This window comes from Pantoea eucrina (genome assembly GCF_001691555.1).
Classification (GTDB): Bacteria; Pseudomonadota; Gammaproteobacteria; order Enterobacterales; family Enterobacteriaceae; genus Pantoea; species Pantoea borealis.
The window spans coordinates 2574252-2590494 of the sequence record NZ_MAYN01000008.1; the positions used below are offsets into that span (position 1 = coordinate 2574252).

The 16243-nt window shown below is 57.9% G+C and carries 17 protein-coding genes; 4 read left to right on the plus strand and 13 right to left on the minus strand.

Features of this window, described 5'->3' with window-relative positions; translation table 11 throughout:
• Nucleotides 1-8: 8 nt before the first annotated feature.
• The 3 genes from ubiA to psiE all read right to left on the minus strand — a co-directional run bounded on the left by ubiA (nucleotide 9) and on the right by psiE (nucleotide 1913).
• Nucleotides 9-893, minus strand: a complete 885-nt coding sequence (gene ubiA / locus BBA90_RS18215) for a 4-hydroxybenzoate octaprenyltransferase (protein WP_065650364.1) — start codon at nucleotides 891-893, stop codon at nucleotides 9-11.
• A gap of 4 nt (nucleotides 894-897) precedes the next feature.
• Nucleotides 898-1413 carry a chorismate lyase gene (gene ubiC / locus BBA90_RS18220; protein ID WP_065650365.1) on the minus strand — a complete coding sequence of 172 codons (516 nt, stop codon included), beginning with the start codon at nucleotides 1411-1413 and terminating at the stop codon, nucleotides 898-900.
• An 89-nt stretch (nucleotides 1414-1502) separates the two neighbouring features.
• Nucleotides 1503-1913 (minus strand): phosphate-starvation-inducible protein PsiE, encoded by a 411-nt coding sequence (gene psiE / locus BBA90_RS18225; RefSeq protein ID WP_065650366.1) that lies wholly within the window; start codon nucleotides 1911-1913, stop codon nucleotides 1503-1505.
• Nucleotides 1914-2198: 285 nt separating this feature from the next.
• On the opposite strand from psiE, the gene BBA90_RS18230 reads away from it, so the two are divergent.
• From BBA90_RS18230 to BBA90_RS18240, 3 genes are all read left to right on the plus strand, one after another.
• The gene (locus BBA90_RS18230) at nucleotides 2199-3824 is read left to right on the plus strand and encodes a Na/Pi cotransporter family protein (protein ID WP_065650367.1); all 1626 of its coding nucleotides are present in this window, start codon (nucleotides 2199-2201) and stop codon (nucleotides 3822-3824) included.
• A 112-nt stretch (nucleotides 3825-3936) separates the two neighbouring features.
• The gene (locus tag BBA90_RS18235; protein WP_139074208.1) at nucleotides 3937-4215 is read left to right on the plus strand and encodes a hypothetical protein; all 279 of its coding nucleotides are present in this window, start codon (nucleotides 3937-3939) and stop codon (nucleotides 4213-4215) included.
• A gap of 16 nt (nucleotides 4216-4231) precedes the next feature.
• Complete coding sequence (locus BBA90_RS18240) at nucleotides 4232-4474, plus strand: hypothetical protein (RefSeq protein WP_065650369.1); 243 nt, start codon at nucleotides 4232-4234, stop codon at nucleotides 4472-4474.
• A 277-nt stretch (nucleotides 4475-4751) separates the two neighbouring features.
• Here BBA90_RS18240 and gntU read toward each other — a convergent pair whose 3' ends face one another.
• From gntU to ggt, 4 genes are all read right to left on the minus strand, one after another.
• Nucleotides 4752-6092 (minus strand): gluconate transporter, encoded by a 1341-nt coding sequence (gene gntU, locus BBA90_RS18250; protein WP_065650371.1) that lies wholly within the window; start codon nucleotides 6090-6092, stop codon nucleotides 4752-4754.
• Nucleotides 6092-6631: a gluconokinase gene (gntK, locus tag BBA90_RS18255; protein WP_065650372.1), complete on the minus strand. Its 540-nt coding sequence runs from the start codon at nucleotides 6629-6631 to the stop codon at nucleotides 6092-6094. The genes gntU and gntK overlap by 1 nt, the downstream gene beginning before the upstream one ends.
• Before the next feature lie 141 nt (nucleotides 6632-6772).
• Nucleotides 6773-7768, minus strand: coding sequence for a gluconate operon transcriptional repressor GntR (gene gntR / locus BBA90_RS18260; protein ID WP_065650373.1), 996 nt, complete (start codon nucleotides 7766-7768; stop codon nucleotides 6773-6775).
• Between the two features lie 375 nt (nucleotides 7769-8143).
• Complete coding sequence (ggt, locus tag BBA90_RS18265) at nucleotides 8144-9895, minus strand: gamma-glutamyltransferase (protein WP_065650374.1); 1752 nt, start codon at nucleotides 9893-9895, stop codon at nucleotides 8144-8146.
• 201 nt (nucleotides 9896-10096) lie between these two features.
• On the opposite strand from ggt, the gene BBA90_RS18270 reads away from it, so the two are divergent.
• Nucleotides 10097-10393, plus strand: a complete 297-nt coding sequence (locus BBA90_RS18270; protein ID WP_065650375.1) for a DUF2756 domain-containing protein — start codon at nucleotides 10097-10099, stop codon at nucleotides 10391-10393.
• Here the strand turns inward: BBA90_RS18270 and ugpQ are convergent.
• The 6 genes from ugpQ to livF form a co-directional block, all read right to left on the minus strand.
• A complete protein-coding gene (gene ugpQ / locus BBA90_RS18275) occupies nucleotides 10390-11133 on the minus strand; it encodes a glycerophosphodiester phosphodiesterase (RefSeq protein ID WP_065650376.1) in 744 nt (247 codons plus the stop codon). The genes BBA90_RS18270 and ugpQ overlap by 4 nt on opposite strands.
• A complete protein-coding gene (locus tag BBA90_RS18280; protein ID WP_065650377.1) occupies nucleotides 11130-12203 on the minus strand; it encodes a sn-glycerol-3-phosphate import ATP-binding protein UgpC in 1074 nt (357 codons plus the stop codon). Before BBA90_RS18280 ends, ugpQ begins: the two co-directional genes overlap by 4 nt.
• Nucleotides 12204-13046, minus strand: a complete 843-nt coding sequence (gene ugpE / locus BBA90_RS18285) for a sn-glycerol-3-phosphate ABC transporter permease UgpE (protein ID WP_065650378.1) — start codon at nucleotides 13044-13046, stop codon at nucleotides 12204-12206.
• Nucleotides 13043-13933: a sn-glycerol-3-phosphate ABC transporter permease UgpA gene (gene ugpA / locus BBA90_RS18290; RefSeq protein WP_065650379.1), complete on the minus strand. Its 891-nt coding sequence runs from the start codon at nucleotides 13931-13933 to the stop codon at nucleotides 13043-13045. Before ugpA ends, ugpE begins: the two co-directional genes overlap by 4 nt.
• 55 nt (nucleotides 13934-13988) lie before the next feature.
• A complete protein-coding gene (ugpB, locus tag BBA90_RS18295) occupies nucleotides 13989-15305 on the minus strand; it encodes a sn-glycerol-3-phosphate ABC transporter substrate-binding protein UgpB (RefSeq protein WP_065650380.1) in 1317 nt (438 codons plus the stop codon).
• Nucleotides 15306-15528: 223 nt separating this feature from the next.
• On the minus strand, nucleotides 15529-16242 hold the full coding sequence (gene livF / locus BBA90_RS18300) for a high-affinity branched-chain amino acid ABC transporter ATP-binding protein LivF (protein ID WP_065650381.1): 714 nt from the start codon (nucleotides 16240-16242) through the stop codon (nucleotides 15529-15531).
• Nucleotide 16243 lies beyond the last annotated feature (1 nt).

The window sequence follows — 16243 nt, forward strand, 5'->3', positions numbered from 1 at the left end:
CTGCCGGTTCAGAACAGCGCCAGAAACGGCTGCGTATTCAGCAGCACACCCGCAAACAGCACCAGCCCCACGTAGTTATTGTTCAGAAACGCCTGAAAGCAGGCGTCACGTTCGCGCCGGGCGATCAGGCTCTGCTGATAGACAAACAGCGCGCCGGCAGCCAGCAGTGACCAGTAGAAGGCCCCGTTCAGATTCAGTATGCTTCCCACCAGCGCCATCAGCCCCAGCGCAGCCAGCTGCAGCAGGCCAATAATCAGCTTGTCAAAACGACCAAACAGAATCGCCGTGGATTTGACGCCTATTTTCAGATCGTCATCGCGATCCACCATGGCGTACTGCGTATCGTAGGCCACCGTCCAGCAGATGTTGGCGAAGAACACCAGCCAGCAGACTAAAGGTAAGGACTCACTTACGGCGGCCCACCCCATCGGGATCGCCCAGCCAAAAGCTGCGCCGAGCACCACCTGCGGCAGATGGGTATAGCGCTTCATAAAGGGATAGACCCACGCCAGCGCCAGCCCGCCAAAAGAGAGCAGGATGGTCATGCGATTCATGGTCAGCACCAGCATAAATGCCAGCAGGCCCAGAGCAGCAAACAGCAGCTTTGCCTCTTTCTCTGAAACCGCCCCGCTCGCCAGCGGCCGGCCAGCGGTGCGTTTGACGTGGCCATCCACGTTGCGATCGGCGTAATCGTTGATGACGCAGCCCGCAGCGCGCATCACAATCACGCCGAGCACAAATACGATCAGCACCGGAAGCGGCGGCACCGCCATGCCAGCCAGCCACAGCGCCCAGAGCGTAGGCCACATCAGCAGCAGCGTGCCGATAGGTTTGTCGATGCGCATCAGGCGGCTGTAAGCCTGCCATTTGCTTGCAGTTAATGATTTTTGCACGGTTTCATCCTTGCTGCAGCGCGCGGTAAAGCGGCGATGCCGGTAAAAAAAGTTCAGTTAACAGAAGGGGCTTGTCCGACAGGCGCAGACGCGAACGCCGTCCCCAGAGATCGCCGGCCTGGCCGGGATGAATAAAGTCACGGCTCAGCGCGGAAGAGGCAAAAAGATAGCGCCCCAGTGGACGTGTGCCAAGCTGCTGCAGCATCTGCTCCGGTCCCTGCAGCGTACTTTCCGGCACCACGGTGCGCCCCAGCAGCCACGGCTCACCGTCGCCACACAGCACGATTTCGCGCAGCCAGAAGCGCGTATCATCCGGCAGAAAAGCAGCTTCCGCTGCCACTTCCGCTGCGCTGACAAAGCCTTCACGGAGAGGTTCAACGGTAACCTGCCCGCAGTGCTGCTCAAAACGGCGCGTCATGGAATCTTCTTCCAGCAGCCAGTCGAGCAAGGGTGCTGGCAGCGGGATGGAGGCGGATAGCCACTGCAGGGCATATAACTGGCGCAGCGCATCGTGCGACATCAGGCGATCTCCGGCAAAAAAGTTGCCTCAGTTTACCGCAGAGCGCGGCCGCTGGCACGGCCGCGAACGCCAGGGAGAATAATGACCGTTTATTCGCGCTTCAGCCGGTTGCTGTTTGCCAGCCATAGTGTGACCACCAGAATCAGAATTGCGGCCGAATAGCAGAGCGTGTCGAACGGATTTTTATGGTCAACAATAATCAGCCGGATAATGGCGGTGATGCCGATATAAACAAAGTAGCGCAGCGGAAAGTGATAGCCCGACTGGAAATATTTCACAATCAGCGCGATAAATTCAAAGTAGAGAAAGTAGATCACAATGCCTTCAATCAGCAGATAGGATGACGCCTGCTCACCGGTGCTGAACAGCACGTTAGCCAGATGAATCGTCTCCTTGCCGAGAAAAACAACCAGGATCACGGCCAGGATCAACAGGCCGATATTAAGTACCCACTGCAGCACCGTCGCGATGAGCTGACCGGCGGCTGATTTATCTGTCATTGCTGCGTCCTTAGTGCGCAAACGAGAAGGGCACTATCATGCTGCAATGTGATCTGAATCACAATATGACGTTAAGAGCGCCGTTCTCTGCCGGGCGCGCCGTAAACGCCGTGGATATCTCATTGCGGTGAGTGGGATTCAGCTACAGTTAACAGGTCGACACCGCTTCAGGTTATTTATATCTAACGAAAAATTCATGCGGTGCGATACCGTTCTTCCCCCGCTGCCGTGCTCGCCAGGCAGGCAGCTGGCTGCTTTTTGCCTGGCGTACAGGAGCCTGCGACCGTGCTAACTCTGCTTAATCTGCTTTCTGCTGTCGCACTGCTGGTCTGGGGCACGCACATTGTGCGCACCGGCATCATGCGCGTTTACGGCGCCGATCTGCGGCGGGTACTGAGCCGCAGCGTGGAAAAAAAGCCAATGGCTTTTCTGGCCGGCATTGGCGTTACCGCTCTGGTGCAGAGCAGCAACGCCACTACGCTGCTGGTAACCTCGTTTGTGGCGCAAAATCTGGTCAGCCTTACGCCTGCTCTGGTGGTGGTGCTGGGGGCTGACGTCGGAACAGCCATTATGGCGCGCGTGCTGACCTTTGATCTCTCCTGGCTCTCGCCGCTGTTTATCTTTTTTGGCGTGGTCTTTTTCCTCAGCCGCAAACAGACGCGCGTCGGACAGATGGGCCGCGCCGCCATTGGTCTTGGCCTGATCCTGCTGGCGCTGCAGCTGATTGTCACCGCTGCGCGTCCGATCACGCAGGCCGCGGGCGTGCAGGTGCTGTTCTCTACGCTAACCGGCGATACGCTGCTGGATGCGCTGATTGGTGCCGTTTTTGCCATCGTCAGCTACTCCAGCCTGGCGGCGGTGCTGATCACCGCGACCCTGACGGCTGCTGGCGTGATCTCTTTCAAAGTTGCGCTCTGTCTGGTCATTGGTGCCAACCTCGGCAGCGGCCTGCTGGCGATGATCAACGCCAGCGGCTCTAATGCGGCAGGTAAGCGGGTGGCGCTCGGCAGCCTGCTGTTCAAGCTTATCGGCAGCATTGCAGTGCTGCCGTTTGTGGATTTCATCGCTGATTTGCTGGATCGGCTGCCGGTGAATGATGAAGAGCTGGTGATCTTTTTCCACGTTTTCTACAACCTGACGCGCTGCCTGATCATGGTGCCGTTTGCAGCACCGATGGCGCGTCTCTGCCAGCGCATGATTGCCAACGACGCAGAGAATCAGGCGCACCTCAAGCCCAGACATCTGGATAAAAGCGCGCTGGATACGCCTGCGCTGGCGCTGGTCAATGCGGCACGGGAGACCCTGCGTATGGGCGACGTGCTGGAGCAGATGCTGGAGTCGTTCAGCCGCGTGGTGCGGGGCGAACTGCGTGAAGCGCACCGGGTGCGGCAGCTGGATGATGATGTTGACGTGCTTTATACCGCCATAAAACTCTATCTGGCGCGCATGCCGCGCGAAGATCTGGCGGAAGATGATTCGCGGCGCTGGGCTGAAATCATTGAGATGGCGCTGAATCTTGAGCAGGCGGGTGACATCATTGAGCGCATGAGCGGTGACGTTGCGGATAAATCGCTGCAGGCGCGACGCGCCTTTTCGGCAGAGGGGCTGGAAGAGCTGAATACGCTCCAGGAGCAGGTACTGAATAATCTGCGACTGAGCCTCTCCGTGTTTCTGTCGCATGATGTCACCAGCGCGAAACGGCTGCGACGAGCCAAACATCGCTTCCGTATTCTGATCCGCCGCTTCTCTCACTCACATGTGGAGCGGCTGCATCTGAATAACGTACAGAGCATTGAAACCAGTTCGCTGCATCTGGGGCTGCTGGGCGACATGAAGCGACTGAACTCGCTGTTCTGCGCAGTGGCCTATACGGTGCTGGATCAGCCGGAAGATGAGCGGGAGATGGATTAAGGTAAGGATGCCGGGGGCGCATTCATGCGTCCCGGGTTTATGGCGCGCACGGTACTACTCGCCGTGAATGGCATCATCGGATCCGATGCGGGAATTAACACGGGCGTCATGAATGACGTCATCGAATCCGGTGCAGGCATCGGCCAGGGCGTCATTAATGACGCCCCTACAGGGTAATGCAGGGGGCGCATTCATGCGTCCCGGGTTTATGGCGCGCACGGTACTACTCGCCGTGAATGGCATCATCGGATCCGGTGCGGGAATTAACACGGGCGTCATGAATGACGTCATCGAATCCGGTGCGGGAATTAACACGGGCGTCATGAATGACGTCATCGGATCCGGTGCGGGAATTAACACGGGCGTCATGAATGACGCCCCTACGGAGTAATGTAGGGGGCGCATTCATGCGCCCCTGGTTTATGGCGCGCACGGTACTATTTGCCGTGAATGGCATCATCGGATCCGGCGCGGGAATTAACACGGGCGTCATGAATGACGTCATCGAATCCGGTGCAGGAATTAACACGGGCGTCATGAATGACGTCATTGAATCCGGTGCAGGAATTAACACGGGCGTCATGAATGACGTCATTGAATCCGGTGCAGGCATCGGCCAGGGCGTCATTAATGACGCCCCTACGGGGTAATGTAGGGGGCGCATTCATGCGTCCCGGGTTTATGGCGCGCACGGTACTATTCGCCATGAATGGCATCATCGGATCCGGTACGGGAATTAACGCGGGAGTCATGAATGACGTCATCGAATCCGGTGCAGGCATCGGCCAGGGCGTCATTAATGACGCCCCTACAGGGTAATGCAGGGGGCGCATTCATGCATCCCGGGTTTATGGCGCGCACGGTACTATTCGCCATGAATGGCGACCCTACGGGGTAATGCAGGGGCGCATTCATGCGCCCCCGGGTTTACGATAACAGACTAAACGCAATCATGCCGACGACAGCGCCGGTGGTGCCGAGAATGGTCTCCATCAGCGTCCAGGTTTTCAGCGTCTCGCCCTCAGTGGCACCGGTAAAGCGGCCAAACAGCCAGAAGCCGGCGTCATTGACGTGGCTGATAATGATTGAACCACCGCCAATGCAGATAGAGAGCGCCGCCAGCTGCGCGCCGCTGTAATGCAGCGGTTCGATCACCGGCATCACCAGACCCACGGTGGTCAGACAGGCCACGGTTGCAGAACCCTGAATCACCCGGATGGCCCCCGCCAGAATAAAGCAGGCCAGCGCAATCGGCATACCGGCACCGGTCAGCGCGTGCCCCAGCACCGGCCCCACGCCAGAGTCGACCAGCACCTGCTTAAAGACGCCGCCGGCACCGATCACCAGCAGAATAATGCCAGCGGGCTGCAGCGCGCTGCCGCATACCTGCATCACCTTCTCTTTATCCATGCCCTGCCGGTACGCCAGACCATAGATCGCCACCAGCAGCGCCAGCAGGATCGCGGTAAACGGATGGCCGATAAACTCCAGCCATTCGTAAAGCCGGGTATCCGGCGTGGTAAAGCGGGCACCGATGGTTTTCAGGCCAACCAGCAGCAGCGGGAACAGAATCAGAGAGAGGCTGAAACCAAATGAGGGCAGCTTCCCCTCGCCTACCTCCGGCTGATGATCTTCCGGCGGTGCGCTGAAGCTGACGTGCCGGGCGATCAGGCTGCCAAACAGCGGCCCGGCGATCAGCATGCCCGGGATGGCTGCACAGAGTCCCAGCAGGATCATCCAGCCAAAATCAGCGTGCATTTGTGCTGCCAGCAGCATCGGCGCAGGTCCCGGCAGCAGAAACGCCGCCGCCGCCGCCACGCCGGCAAACAGCGGGATCACCAGCTTCACCAGATTGTCATGAGTGCGGCGCGCCACCGCAAAGGCGATGCTGATCAGCAGCACGACTGCGACTTCAAAAAACAGCGGCAGCGCACAGATCAACCCGGCAATCCCCATCGCATAGTGCGCCCGGCTTTCGCCAAAGGTTTTCAGCATCCGGATAGCGATCTGATCTACCGCACCGGTTTCATGCAGGATTTTGCCAAACATGGCGCCAAGCGCCACCACAATGGCAAGAAAGCCCAGCGTGCCGCCCATGCCTTTTTGCATGGTGTCGGCGATCTGATCGAGCGGCATTCCGGAGAAGAGCCCGGCGCCGATAGAAACTAACATCAGGGCGACAAAGGCGTGCATACGCGCTTTCATTACCAGAAACAGCAGCAGCAGGACAGAGCCTGCTGCGGTTAACACCAGCGTTGCGGTACTCATTACTCGCCCTTGTTGATTGCATCCCTGATGGTCGCAACCGTAGCCGCAACAACGTCATCCAGCGAGTGATTGATATCCACCATCAGGACGTCAGCCTCATCTGTGCCAGGTTCCTGCAGCGTGGCAAACTGCGTCACCAGCATCTGCGGCTTAAAGAAGTGGCCTTTACGGGCTTTGAGACGGGTTTCAATCGTATCAAAATCGCCTTTCAGGTAGATAAACTTCAGGTTGTGATTGCCCTGACGCAGAATGTCGCGATAGGACTTTTTCAGCGCTGAGCAGACGATAATTGACACCGCCTGAGTGCGCTGCATGGCAAAAGCCGCGTCGTTCAGCGCCTGCAGCCACGGCTGGCGATCGTTATCATCCAGCGGATGGCCTTCCGCCATTTTCATGATATTGCTGCGCGGATGGAGGAAATCCCCGTCCAGAAAGGCGGTATTCAGTTCGTGTGAGACCCGATTAGCGACGACAGACTTTCCGCTGCCGGATACACCCATCAGGATAAAAACGTGATGTGATGAAGATGGCGTGATCATAGTTTTGCGCTCCGGCAGCTTATTCTGCCAATGTTACCGATAACAAATCTGTCATTCATTGTCGGAGTGCGTTCCGATGCTGACAACCCTCGGCAGCCGGAAAAGCGTAAAAGTGTGAAGTGACGCATATAATCGCTAAAATCAGATGCTGTCACCTTCAGCGATTTCAAAGCCGATATCGAGCGGGCCGCTGAAGGCGTAATCGCCACCAATGCGCCCCAGCAGCATGGCGGCCGCTTCGCGCCCCATGCGTTCGCGCGGCGTCAGCACGGTTGCCAGGCGTGGCGTCACCACCTGCGTAATGTCATGCCCGTGAAAGCCCGCAATCGCCATCTGCTCCGGCACGCGCAGCCCCTGACGCTGGCACTCAAACATGGCCCCTACCGCCAGGTCATCATTGGTACAGAACAGGCTGTCCGTTGCCGGATAACGCTTCTGCGCCTCGCACAGCAGCTGCGCGCCGGCGCTGAAGGAAGAGGCGTCTTCCATCATCACGCTATGCGGTATCAGGCCCGCCTCGCGCATCGCCTGTTCATATCCCTGCTGCTTCTGCAGCGTACGCTCATCCAGCCGTGCCCCCAGGTAGACCGTGTGGCGATGCCCTTTTTTCAGGATAGCCTGCGTCATCTGCCGCGCCGCTTCGACATTGTCAAATCCCACCGCCATATCAAGACACGGCGTAACGCTGTCCATTATCTCAATAACCGGGATCCCGGCCACCTCCAGCATGCGCAGCGTGCCGGTGGTATGGGTGCGTTCGGTTAAGATCACCCCGTCAATATTCCAGCCCAGCAGCGAGCGCAGCTGTCGCTCTTCTTTTTCCGGGTTGTAGCCAAAGTGCGCCACCAGCGTCTGATATCCCGCCTCATCGGTCACGGTTTCAATGCCACGCAGCACGTCAGCAAAAACCTGGTTGGTCAGGGAGGGCAGCAGCACGCCAATGGCGCGGCTGGTGGCGTTTGAGAGCATATCGGGTGCACGATTAGGGATGTAGCCCAGCTCATCCAGCGCAACGGCAATCTTGTCACGCAGCGCCGCAGAGACGCGCTCGGGGTCGCGCAGGTAGCGACTGACGGTCATTTTGGTGATGCCGACGCGATCGGCGACGTCCTGTAATACCGGTCTTTTCTTCTTCATCGTATGCACCTGAGGCCAGAGATACGCTGAGTTTATCACTATTTTTACCGCTTCCGCGTCTGATGCCCGTCTGCACCCAGGGCGGACCGCCTGCGGATAAAAAAAAGCCAGCACGCAGGCTGGCTAAACAATACCGGAAGCAATGTGAGCAATGTCGTGCTTACCACAGCTGTCAGGCCGGGCTCGCATGACAATAATAATCATTATCATTCGCGTCTGTAAACCCCGTTGCCGGTTTTTATTCATCCGATGCCAGAACTGGCTGAGATCGGATAGAATTTTCCCGGCCTGCAGGGAAACGCCATGCGCCAGAATACCGTTCGTTATGCTGAGTCAGCGACGCAGACGGCGCACCGGCGTGCGCCGCCGCAGCGGTTAATAACCGGCGCTGAGATCGTCGACGGAACGCGGATCGGACGCGCCGTAGCGCATGCCGTCCGGCCCAATCATGATGCTCTGCGTGCTGCCCATTGCAGGCATCACCTTCACGTGCTGGCCTTTGGCTTCCAGCAGCCGCAGCGTATCAGGACTGAAGCCTTTCTCCACGCGCAGCTGATCGGGCAGCCACTGGTGATGAAAACGCGGGGCGTTAGTTGCTTCCGCCACGTTCATCCCAAAATCGATGCTGTTAACCACCATCTGCAGCACGGTCGTGATGATCCGGCTGCCGCCCGGACTGCCGGTGACCAGCCAGGTTTTCCCCTCTTTTGCCACAATCGTTGGTGACATTGAGGAGAGCGGACGCTTCGCCGGCTGAATCGCATTCGCCTCACCGCCGACCAGACCGTAGACGTTTGGCGTACCGGGCTTCGCGGAGAAATCATCCATTTCATTGTTCATCAGGATGCCGCTGTTGCCCGCCACGATCCCGCTGCCAAAGTAGGTGTTCAGGGTATAAGTCACTGCCACGGCGTTGCCCGCTTTATCCACCACAGAGAAATGGGTGGTCTGATTGCTCTCATACGGTGCCAGTTTACCCGGTTTAATCTCTGATGACGGCCGCGCTTTGCTGACATCGATCTGCTGCACCAGGGTTCTGGCGTAAGCTTTGCTGGTCAGCGCCTGCTGCGGCACTTTGACGAAATCGGGATCGCCAAGATACTCGGAGCGATCGGCATAGGCGTGCTTCTCCGCTTCTGCCATAACCTGCATGGCATCTGCGCTGCCGAAGCCCCACTTCGTCAGGTCGAAATTCTCCAGAATATTCAGGATCTGCACAATGTGGATCCCGCCGGATGAGGGAGGCGGCATAGAGAACACTTCATAGCCGCGATAGGTGCCGCTGACCGGTTTGCGCTCCACGGCACGATAAGCAGCAAGATCGGCTTTGCCAATCAGCCCGCCATGCTGTGCCATCTCACCCGCGATCTCATCAGCAATACGGCCTTTATAAAATGCGTCTGCCCCCTGCTGCGCAATCAGCTGCAGGCTGCGGGCCAGGTTCTTCTGCACCAGCCGATCGCCTTTCTGATAAGGTTTACCGTCCGCTTTATAAAAAATTGCCCGGCTGGTGGCGTAATTGATCAGATTCTCTTTGCCATAGGTGGCGAGATCGTCCGCCAGCGCGTCGTTGACGATAATACCGTCGCGTGCCAGCCTGATAGCCGGGGCCAGCAGCGTGCGCAGCGGCAGCGTGCCATACTTCTGTGCCGCCAGCGCAAATCCTGCCACCGTGCCCGGCGTACCCGACGCCAGGTGCGAAGTAAGCGATAACTTACTATCCGCGTTGCCCTGCTTATCAAGGAACATATCGCGCGAGGCGCGCGCCGGCGCCATTTCACGAAAGTCGATAGCAGCAGTGCGTCCGGAAGCGGTGCGCAGCAGCATAAAGCCGCCGCCGCCGAGATTACCCGCCTGCGGATGAGTAACCGCCAGCGCAAAGCCCACGGCGATCGCCGCATCCACTGCATTACCACCCTGCTTAAGGATCTCCACGCCCACCTGCGTTGCCATAGCGTCCACCGAAGCAACCATGCCGTGCTGCGCTTTCACCGGATGAAAGGTGTCGCTGTCAACGCCGTAAGAGACAGGCGGTGCACTGGCGGGCGCGGCGGCGGCCCCCTGCACCACGGTAAAACTCATTAACATCGCCCAGCTCAACTGGCGCAACCTGCCTGCTGTCTTCATCCTGCCACCATCCTTTTCAGTTGTTTACATTTGTTATTTAGTAATGCAAGTGTTTGCTAATGCAGTAAAAACATACCACTTAACGCAAATTGCACGCACGCCCGATTTCAGGCTTTGTGATATCGCATAAACTTATGATCAAGACGCAGACTGCCTGCAGGCAGCCTGTTTACACAGCAGGTCAGACGACCGGAGGGAATAATGAAACCATGGCTTATTGCGCTGGCAGCCCTGCTGCCGCTGAGCGGTATGGCGAACACGCTGAATAATAACAATGTGAATCAGCCCGGCTATAACCCAAGCCAGCAGCGTATGCAGACGCAGATGCAGACCCAGCAGCAGCAGCAGCAGCGCCTGCTGCATCAGGATCAGCAGCGGCAGACGCAAAATATGCAGCGGCAGCTGCAGGAAAAACGCGACAGTACCCGGCAGCAGGTGCTGCAGTCGCAGCCGGGTCAGAATACGCAGCAGAACGGCACAATGCCGAATAGTAACTAACTGAAGTCGGGACCAATGATGTCAATGCGGTCGGTGCAGATGGCATCCACACCCCAGTTCAGCAGCTCGCGTGCACGCGCGGGCTGATTAACCGTATACACCAGGATACGCAGCCCGGCTGCTTTCAGCCGCGCTGTGCGCTCTGCGTCGAGCAGCCGGTAATTCAGGTGAATCGACACGCATCCCAGCCTGGCGGTCAGTGCCTGCCATGCGTCATCCCACTCATCCAGCAGCAAACCACGCGGCAGCTCCGGAGCGGCCTGCTGTGCCGCTGCCAGCGCGTCAGGTGAAAATGAAGAGAGCAGCGGGGGTATCTGCCCCTGCCAGAGCTTACGGGCAGCCAGCGCCACGGCAGCACCTGTCTCAGCGTCGGTGCCGGTGGTCGGTTTGATCTCAATATTTGCCATCATCCGGTGCTGGCGACAGCGCGCCGCCACATCTGTCAGCAGCGCCAGCGGTTCGCCCGTAAATGCCCGGCCGAACCAGTCGCCGGCATCGAGCTGTGCCAGCTGCGACCACGTCTGCTCGCCTGCCACGCCCCAGCCGTTACTGGTGCGATCGAGCGTGTCATCGTGCAGCAGAAAGATCTGTTTATCCTGCGAGAGTTTGGCATCAAACTCAATCATGGTATGGCCATAGCGCGCGCCGGTATCAATCGCCGCCAGCGTATTTTCCGGGGCGAGTTTACCGCCGCCGCGATGGGCCACAATTTTCGGGTAGGGCCAGTTGTTGTCACTCATTCCAGACGTTTTCCATGTACAGAATCGAAGAAGTGTAACGCATCCGGCGGCAGATGCAGCCACAGCGTGCTGCCCGCCTGCGGACGTTCGCTGTGCGGCAGCCGGACCACCAGCCGCGCCTGGCCAAGATGGCCATGAGCAAGGTTATCTGCGCCGAGGATCTCCAGCGTATCGATCACCAGTGGCACGCCGCCTGCTTCACGTGAAGAGAGATGGATATGCTCAGGACGAATGCCGAGCGTCACCGTCTGGTTAGCCCACTGCGGCCGTCTCCCGCCCAGTGGCAGGCTGTTCAGGGCATCCAGCGTAAAGTGCGTGCCGTCGCGGCTGATCTGCCCTGGCAGCAGGTTCATCGCCGGTGAGCCGATAAAAGCGGCGACAAACTGGCTGGCCGGACGCTCATAGACCTCTACCGGCGTGCCAACCTGCTCCACAATCCCTTTATTCATCACCATCACCCGCTCTGCCAGCGTCATCGCTTCAACCTGATCGTGCGTAACATAGAGGCTGGTGGTTTTCAGGCGACGGTGCAGCTGCTGCAGTTCAAGGCGCATCTGCACGCGCAGCCGCGCATCAAGGTTAGACAGGGGTTCATCGAACAGGAATACAGCCGGCTCACGTACGATAGCGCGTCCCATCGCCACGCGCTGCCGCTGGCCGCCTGAAAGTTCACGCGGTCGCCGGGTCAGCAGGTGATCAAGTTCCAGACTGCGCGCGGTTTCCAGCACGCGCTGAGCGATCTGCGCTTTACTCATGCCGCGGATCTTCAGGCCATAGCCCATGTTTTCGCCTACCGTCATATGCGGGTAGAGCGCATAGTTCTGAAACACCATCGCGATGCCGCGATCTTTCGGCTCCATCTCCGTGACCCGCTGCTCAGCAATAAAAATGTCGCCGGAGCTGACGCGCTCCAGTCCGGCCACCATACGCAGCAGCGTCGACTTACCGCAGCCGGAGGGCCCCACCATCACCATAAACTCTCCCTCGTTGATGGTAATGGTCAGCGGCTGGATCACCGCATTTTTGCCGTCATACGATTTTGTCACGCTCTGTAAGGTTACGCCTGCCATCTATTTCTCATTCTCCACCAGGCCACGCACAAACGCGCGCTGCATTACAAGAACCACCACAACCGGTGGGATCAGGGTTAATAACATCGCTGCCATCACTTCATTCCACTGCGTCGGGCCGCCGCTGGTATTGATCATGCTTTTTACCCCCGCTACGGCGGTGCTCAGGCTGGCATCATTAATAATCAGCAGCGGCCAGAGATACTGATTCCAGCCATAGATAAACGTGATCACAAACAGCGCGGCGAGGTTGGTTTTTGACAGCGGCAGGACAATGTCCCAAAAGAAGCGCATTGGTCCGGCACCATCAATGCGCGCGGCTTCAATCAGCTCATCCGGCAGCGACAGGAAAAACTGGCGAAACAGAAACGTGGCCGTTGCCGACGCCATCAGCGGCAGCGTCAGACCGCTGTAGCTGTCGAGCAGGTTGAGCGTGGCGATCACTTCTACCGTCGGAAAGATGCGCACTTCAACCGGCAGCATCAGGGTAATGAAAATCAGCCAGAAAAAGAGCGTGCGCAGCGGAAAACGAAACCAGACCAGCGCAAAGGCTGAGAGCATAGAGACGCTGATTTTGCCGAACGTAATTGCCAGCGCCATGATACAGCTGTTCAGCAGCATCATGCCAAACGCCGCGCTGCCGTTAACGCCCTGCGTCCAGATACGCGAGACGTTCTCCCAGAGATGCGTGCCGGGCACCAGCGTCATCGGGACCTGATAAACCGCGGTGTTATCCAGCGTGGCGGCTACAAAGGCCACATAGAGCGGAAACAGAATGGTCAGCACACCCAGAATCAGCAGAGTGTGGCTGAAGATATCCAGCCCGCGTCGGTTCTCAATCATTGATATTGCACCTTACGCTCAACAAAGCGGAACTGCAGAATAGTCAGGCCAATCACCAGCAGCATCAGCACAACCGACTGCGCGGCAGATGAGGAGAGATCGAGACCGGTAAATCCTTCCCGATAAATTTTGTAGATAAGCGTGGTGGTAGACTGTACCGGCCCGCCACCGGTGGCGGCGTCAATGACCGGGAAGGTATCAAAGAAGGCGTAGACCAGATTGATCACCAGCAGAAAGAAGCTCACCGGCGTAATCAGTGGCAGTGAAAGATGAAAAAAGCGGCGTACCGGCCCGGCCCCGTCGATGGCTGCCGCCTCAATCAGCGACCTCGGAATCGACTGCAGCGCGGCGAAGAAAAACAGAAAGTTGTAGCTCATCTGCTGCCAGATAGAGGCGAGCACCACCAGAAACATTGCCTGACCGCTGTTCTGCGCATAATTCCAGTTATAGCCAGCCTGGTTGAGCAGATGACTGAACAGCCCAAGCCCCGGATTAAAGAGAAACATCCACAGCACCGCGGCGACCACCGGCGCCACCGCGTACGGCAGCAGCAGCAGGGTCTGGTAGAGTTTTTGCAGGCTTACGACATAGTCAACCAGCGCTGCCAGCAGAAGCGAAAACAGCATGCCCAGTACCGTGACCAGCAGGCTGAAGACGATGGTGGTGCGGAACGAGTCGAGATAATACGGATCGCTGAACAGACGGCTGAAGTTTTCCAGCCCGACAAAGGTACTCGAGATGCCAAACGGATCGATGCTCTGCAGCGAATACCATAGCGCTTCTCCGGCGGGCCAGAGAAAGAAAATGGCGGTGATAATCAGCTGCGGTGCCATCAGCAAATAGGGCAGCAGCCGGGCACGAAAGACCGGACGAGACGATGAGGGCATAGAAAACTCACGCTGAAAGCGGGAGCGGCACAGCGCCGCTCCCGGTGGATCGGATTTATTTCACCTGCTGTTCAAAACGGCGCAGCAGTGCGTTACCGCGTTTAACCGCATTATCCAGCGCCGCCTGTGGCGTCTGCTTGCCGGTCCAGACGCCTTCCAGCTCTTCATCCACCACCGTGCGGATTTGCGGCATGTTGCCGAGGCGCATACCTTTGGTGTACGGCAGCGGATCTTTATTGAGCATCTGCCGGGTGGCGATATCCGCGCCCGGATTCTTCTCATAGAAGCCCTGCTTTCTGGTCAGCTCATAGGCAGCGGTGGTGATAGGCAGGTAGCCGGTTTTCTGATGCCATTCGGCGGCAATCTCCGGCTGGGCGAGGAACTTCATAAACTCTGCCGCCCCTTTATACGTGGCCGCATCTTTACCTTTCATCACCCACAGGCTGGCACCGCCAATAATGGCATTCTGCGGGGCCTCAGGTACGGTCTCGTCATACGGCATCATGCCGACGCCGAAGTTGAATTTGGCGTAGTGCTTGATATCCGCCAGCGAACCTGAGGAGGCGGTAGTAATACCGCAGTCGCCGTTGTAAAACTTGGCGGTTGGCTCATCTTTGCGCCCGAAGTAGGTGAAATCACCTTTTTTGTTCATCTCTTCGAGCATCTGAATATGCCGCACCTGTACCGGTTTATTAAACTCCAGCACCGCATCCGTGCCGTCGAAGCCGTTGTTTTTACTGGCTACCGGCAGCGCATGCCACGCGCTGAAGTTTTCAATCTGGATCCAGCCCTGCCAGCCGCTGGCATAGCCGCAGCTCATGCCGGCTTTACGCAGCGCGGCAGCGTCTTTTGCCAGTTCCTGCCAGGTTTTCGGCGGCTGTTCCGGATCCAGCCCCGCTTTTTTAAAGGCATCTTTGTTGTAGTAGAGCACCGGCGTTGAGCTGTTAAACGGCTGAGAGATCAGCTGACCGCTGCTGTCGCTGTAGTAACCCGCCACGGCCGGCACAAACTGCTTCGCATCCATCTGCACGCCAGCCTGGCTGAACACTTCATGCACCGGCACAATCGCTTTTGAGGCCATCATGGTTGCCGTACCGACTTCATAGACCTGCAGCAGCGCAGGCGCTTTGCCGGTGCGTACTGCTGCGATCCCCGCCGCCAGGCTCTGCTCGTAGTTACCTTTATAAGTGGGCACAATTTTGTAATCGGGATGCGCCTGGTTAAAACGCTGTGCCAGAGAGTCAACTTCTTTGCCTAACTCCCCTTCCATTGAGTGCCAGAAAGGGATTTCGGTCGCAGCCAGCGCGTTACCGCTGAGCGCCAGACCAAGCAACACACTCATCAGACGGGGACGAAGCGTTAAAGCGGTCATAAAGTTTTCCTGTGCTGTTAGGTACGCGCAATATCACGCATTTTTTGTTCGCGGAGTAACATGACACGGGAAGATGATAGAAAAATAACCGAAATATGACAGAGATGTGACACACAGAAACGGGGCAGCCAGGGGGGAAAACGTGAACGCTGTGCACACTTTTTAGCAAAAAAACGCAGGCAGGGAGAAAGGCGGCCCGGCAGGATCCCGGGCCGCAGGCAGATCAGGCGCCGAGATAGGCGCTGCGCACCGCTTCATTGGAGAGCAGTGCTTCGCCACTGTCCTCCAGCACCACGTGGCCGTTTTCCAGCACGTAACCGCGATCGGCCAGCTTTAGCGCCTGATTGGCGTTTTGCTCAACGAGGAAGATGGTCATCCCCTCTTTACGCAGCTGCTCGATAGTGTCAAAAATCTGCTGGATGATGATAGGGGCCAGTCCGAGTGAAGGTTCATCCAGCAGCAGCAGGCGCGGCTGACTCATCAGCGCACGACCAATTGCCAGCATCTGCTGTTCACCGCCAGACATCGTGCCGGCACGCTGCACTTTGCGCTCTGCCAGCCGGGGAAAGAGCTGATAAACCCGCTCGATGCGCGTCTGATACTCCTGCCGGCTGGCAAAAAAGCCGCCCATCGCCAGGTTCTCTTCCACCGTCATGCGGGAAAACACCCGGCGTCCTTCCGGCACAATAGCGATCGCCTCCCGCATGATTTTCGCCGTCTGCCAGTCGGTAATGGTTTTACCGTCAAATACAATGGTGCCGCTGGTGGCGCGCGGCTCACCGCACAGCGTGCCCAGCAGCGTGGTTTTGCCGGCACCGTTGGCACCAATCAGCGTGACGATCTCCCCCTGGCTGATATGCAGATTGATATTGTGCAGCGCCTGAATCGGGCCGTAGTGGGCGCTTACACCCTGCAGTGTTAACATCGGGTTTGCCATC